The organism is Pedobacter sp. (genome assembly GCF_035317785.1).
Taxonomy (GTDB): Bacteria; Bacteroidota; Bacteroidia; order Sphingobacteriales; family Sphingobacteriaceae; genus Pedobacter.
In genome coordinates this window covers 1-4,152 of the sequence record NZ_DATHGC010000103.1, presented here as the reverse complement: position 1 = coordinate 4,152, position 4,152 = coordinate 1, and the positions used below count along the sequence as shown (strand labels likewise).

The 4,152-nt window shown below is 42.0% G+C and carries 9 protein-coding genes; 4 read left to right on the top strand and 5 right to left on the bottom strand.

The window, feature by feature from the left end:
* Window positions 1-252 precede the first annotated feature (252 nt).
* Complete coding sequence (locus VK541_RS06260) at window positions 253-627, top strand: helix-turn-helix domain-containing protein (protein WP_324368007.1); 375 nt, start codon at window positions 253-255, stop codon at window positions 625-627.
* On the opposite strand, the gene VK541_RS06255 is transcribed toward VK541_RS06260, so the two are convergent.
* The 3 genes from VK541_RS06255 to VK541_RS06245 form a co-directional block, all read right to left on the bottom strand.
* On the bottom strand, window positions 611-694 hold the full coding sequence (locus VK541_RS06255; protein ID WP_324368009.1) for a DUF1223 domain-containing protein: 84 nt from the start codon (window positions 692-694) through the stop codon (window positions 611-613). The two genes, VK541_RS06260 and VK541_RS06255, sit on opposite strands and share 17 nt — an antisense overlap.
* A gap of 111 nt (window positions 695-805) precedes the next feature.
* Complete coding sequence (locus VK541_RS06250; RefSeq protein WP_324368005.1) at window positions 806-1,261, bottom strand: hypothetical protein; 456 nt, start codon at window positions 1,259-1,261, stop codon at window positions 806-808.
* Window positions 1,262-1,504: 243 nt separating this feature from the next.
* Complete coding sequence (locus VK541_RS06245) at window positions 1,505-1,807, bottom strand: hypothetical protein (RefSeq protein ID WP_324368003.1); 303 nt, start codon at window positions 1,805-1,807, stop codon at window positions 1,505-1,507.
* A gap of 161 nt (window positions 1,808-1,968) precedes the next feature.
* On the opposite strand from VK541_RS06245, the gene VK541_RS06240 reads away from it, so the two are divergent.
* From VK541_RS06240 to VK541_RS06230, 3 genes are all read left to right on the top strand, one after another.
* Complete coding sequence (locus tag VK541_RS06240) at window positions 1,969-2,154, top strand: hypothetical protein (RefSeq protein WP_324368001.1); 186 nt, start codon at window positions 1,969-1,971, stop codon at window positions 2,152-2,154.
* Complete coding sequence (locus VK541_RS06235) at window positions 2,142-2,645, top strand: hypothetical protein (RefSeq protein WP_324367999.1); 504 nt, start codon at window positions 2,142-2,144, stop codon at window positions 2,643-2,645. The genes VK541_RS06240 and VK541_RS06235 overlap by 13 nt, the downstream gene beginning before the upstream one ends.
* 226 nt (window positions 2,646-2,871) lie before the next feature.
* Window positions 2,872-3,168 (top strand): DUF6266 family protein, encoded by a 297-nt coding sequence (locus VK541_RS06230; RefSeq protein ID WP_324367997.1) that lies wholly within the window; start codon window positions 2,872-2,874, stop codon window positions 3,166-3,168.
* A 26-nt stretch (window positions 3,169-3,194) separates the two neighbouring features.
* Here VK541_RS06230 and VK541_RS06225 read toward each other — a convergent pair whose 3' ends face one another.
* Both VK541_RS06225 and VK541_RS06220 read right to left on the bottom strand, forming a co-directional pair.
* Window positions 3,195-3,575 (bottom strand): nuclear transport factor 2 family protein, encoded by a 381-nt coding sequence (locus VK541_RS06225; protein ID WP_324367995.1) that lies wholly within the window; start codon window positions 3,573-3,575, stop codon window positions 3,195-3,197.
* Window positions 3,576-3,607: 32 nt separating this feature from the next.
* Complete coding sequence (locus VK541_RS06220; protein WP_324367994.1) at window positions 3,608-4,054, bottom strand: SRPBCC domain-containing protein; 447 nt, start codon at window positions 4,052-4,054, stop codon at window positions 3,608-3,610.
* Window positions 4,055-4,152: the final 98 nt, after the last annotated feature.

Genomic DNA, 4,152 nt, shown 5'->3' with positions numbered 1-4,152 from the left:
GCAATCAATTGTTGGCCGGCAGAAGAATCCGCCCGCCGGGTAATTCCACGCACCCGGTAACGTCCGCTTGAAAGCAGCGAATTTGCTGCACTAAACCCCTGTTTGCCCAATACGCCAACTATTGTAATGAGCGGGAGATGTTCCATTTTTGTTGTCATGATTTTAAACTATAAAAATTATAGTTGCAAAACTATTTAGAGCTATTTAAATTTGCAATAACTATCAATCCAGATAGGTGTGATTTTTTTCAATATGAAAGCGGAATGCATAGGTGACAAAGTAAAGCTGAAGGATAAACTCTATCCATGTACCGTTAGTATGGCCATGGACCTGGTGGGCGGAAAATGGAAGACAGTCATTCTCTATCACCTGAAAGATGAGTCTAAACGTTACAGCCAATTGCTCAAAGAGATGAATGGGATCACAGAAATGACCTTAAGCCTGCAGTTAAAACAACTGGAGCAGGACGGATTGATTGACCGTAAAGTCTTTGGGGATAAACCGCCGGTAAAGGTCGTATACAGTTTAACAGACTTTGGAAAGACATTTGTTCCGGCCTTAAATGCCATTCTGGCCTGGGGTAACCAGATTGCAGGCAAGCAGGGAGAATTCATTGGGATTTTCTAGTACAAAATGCTAATTCTTTATCAGCCGGGGGACAGCTGGAACATCCCTCCGATGTAAAGAGCTCCACAACAGCAAAACCATTTTTGTCAGTTTTGATTTTTTTGAGCGGTGAGATTACTTCCCGCCAGCCGATGTAAGAGGTGAGGGTGAAGGCCACCAGATAAACACAGGCAAACTTTTAAAACTTTCTTCCCTGGACTGTCACCTCCAAATCTTCATTCATTTCTGCATCGTATAATTTAAAAACTATAGGCCATTCATCTTTCAGCAGGTGAGGCGCATAGGCAGAGAACAGTTTTACAAACCTTTCCAGATCAGTTTCCGGTTTACAAATTACCAGGTATTCCGCATCATTTTTTACAACTACCTCCAGCACCTTCCCCGGCCAGTGCGTTTTGATATCCTCCGGCAGATGGTTAAAATGCTGCGATTCGATCAGTTCAGCCAGCTCTGTACACAGGCCCGCAGGGATTTCGCCAACACCGCATAAATTCCAGAGGCCCTGCAATTTCTCCATGGTGCCGATTAGTTCATCGCCATCCACGATCTGCCAGGGCTCACCCCGGCGCGGCTGCATTATATGGTAGGCTTTCTTCTGGTTTTCGCCCTTTGAAAAATAAATCAGTTCTATCATATCTCAACGTTATTTTCAAATCCCAGATTCCAAACTTTTCAAATTTACTTCGTTGAAATACGGGCCTTTAGGTAGCACAAAGCTAGCTTATTAATTTTCATAATTCAAGAAAAAAGCTAAAAAAATTAGTATTTTAGTTGGGGTGTTATGTGGTGTAGGATAGTAGTTTCAGACCGCATTTGTGGATGAAAAGATCTTAAAAAAGAAGACATTCGGTATTAAAAGATGTGCGGGCAACAAAGGTTAAAAGGAAGAACCTTTGATCAATAAGACGGCTTGAATTGACTGCTCTTTCAGGTGTAGGAACTGTTCACGTTCTTTATCCTTTTTAAAATTTTCAAAGTCCTGATCGCTAGTGAATTCTACCAGGTGTATTTCATAAGGAATGTCCATGTTATGTTCTATGATCGTTTCGCCAGTTGGTCTGATCCGTAGCAGCAACTTGCCGTTATACCTGGCAATTATAGGAATGGCGACATCTTCGAACTGATGGAAAATTGTTTCCTGTCCGGCCTTGAGATAGATGAGTTGTGTGATGTAAATCATTAGGAAGGAAGTTAGTTCTATTATCCCTGACAATATAGTAAGTTCTGTAGAGATGAAAAATATGAAAAACAATATATATATCTTATTTAATATAACTAATAAATTAGTTATAAAGTTTTTTCTATTTATATTTGACTTATCTACTTTAAACATAAACTGATATGAAACAGCTGATCTTAATTCTGCTCGCCTGCCTGACGACAAGCACGTCCATCGCACAATTGAATTCAGGAGATGGAGTTAACCGCCAGGTTCCTGTGGACGGTAAAAAATTGACGGTGTTTACACAGGTGCAGTGTATGCCCGGGGATACGCCATCTACTATCCGGATGATTTGGCCGGTTTGATTTTTTTAGATCCCGGAGATTTTACTGAGACACGTGAGGCTTTCAATGAGCCGCTTCGGGACATTGGCAGAACCCCTCAACAGATTGATGCTTTCACTGCTAACCGCCTGAGCAAACCAAAAGTCACTTCTGCGGCAGATACAACCCCGGTGAGGGAGCTGGAAGTCCTTGGAGAACTCCGATGGACTGACTGGAAGGAAATCTCGGGCTCCAAATTACCTGTTATCCCCATACAGTTCATTATTGGGGGTAAGTTCGGCGTCGCACCGGAACAGCGCATCAAAGAATTTGACCATGAAGCCTATTTTCGTGCCCGGCAAGTCAGGGCCTTTCAGCGATATGCTAAGATCGCAGGAGAGTCACCTTATGGAAAGGTCTTTTACAGTGCCGGTGCCGGACATTTCGTGCATTCCGATGATCCTGCGATGGTGATCTCCTGCATCCGGATCGCACTGGAGGATTATCAGCGGTTGCGGCAGGAAAAAAAATAGAACGTTAACGGGGTGGGAAATTTAACTCCAAACCTGGTTTATTCTAAACAGTACTAAATATGAAAGCCAAGAAAACAGCAGGATAGAGAAAACTGTGGAGAAAGTGTCGGGGAAAACTTCGGAGAAACTTCGGAGAAGATCAGGTGGTTAAAAGTGGCGGGATGATACTGAAACAAGTTTAGCACAGGCTAGGCCAGGGTTGGTGTTTGGGATTTATTTCAGTGATTTGAAAAGGATTGGGCATTGTGGGTTTGTTGAGGTGGTCAGAGGGGAATGGATTCAGACGATTGAGGCGAATACGGGGCCGGAAGGTAGCAGGGAAGGGATTTTCATTATTTATGACCTTGGTAAACAACAGTTTGTAAGCTTTGTCTATAGTGCGTTGCGAGCTGACCGGCAGGTGTTATTGCAACTGCCGGTCAGCTTTGCCGGCGATGCGGTTCATTGTTATATGTTCTATACCAGTGAAACAGGAGACAGGGTAAGTACGAGTCAGTATTTGGGCGAGATGGTGGTGGTTTGATTGCCTGACTGGTGGGTATGATCCATTTATTTTTTTACAGGTGTTAGATGTGTTAATACGCAAAGCCAACTTTCATCCTGCTTTTTATATACATCAGTAATCCACTCATCAGCTTCCATCGGTTGACCTTTCCAGGTTCCGGTATTTTGTCCGCGGCCAGTTACCAAAGCTATGTCACCATAGACTTTTACTCTTAGGATTTCTTTTGTCATGGTTGAATGGGAAAGTAAACCTTGCTCCAGAACGCTAAAAAAACCCTCCTGAGGAATTATTCCCCCCTGGCTGTCCACTAAAACCCAATCGCCTGTTATACACTTTTTGATCTTTTCAACGCTATTAGAAATTACTGCTTCATTAAAAGCATTTTCTATTTCTTGAAATTTTGATATTAATTGTTCGTCAGTCATATTGTTTATTTTATTTTTATGATTCTAATAAATCAGGCCAATACAATCTTCTTACCTTCACCAGTGGTAATCAGGCTGAATAAGCTTTGCTGAATGATTTGGCTCCATGAGTTCGAGCAACTGTCGAAACACTCAATTTCGGGAACTAATCCCTGGTGGGTAAAACAAAGCCTTGTCTTGTTTCCCTCTTCAGAGATTTCAAAAATGATCTTCGTCCCTGTCCATTCGTTGATGTCTTCCGCATAGTTAATCTGGCTTTCTGTAACAAGCCATACTACTTTTTGGTCAGGTATCATTTCGACTACTTGTTGCCTTGTTAAATGAAATTCTTCGTAACGATAACTGAATTCATCGTTAAGTTTTTTTGCACTGCCGATAATTTCCCCGGGCCACCAATCCTGAGGATTGCTGATCGCGTCGAAAACTTGTTTTGGGCTTTGGTGTACCAGTATGGATGTGGTAAAATCGAGTGTTTTCATATGTTTAATCTTAGTTAGTTATGTAGTTTGCTGTTTAATAAGTTTTCTAATTTTTTCAGTTTCGAGATCCAGAATTCGTCGAAGTAAGAGATCCATGC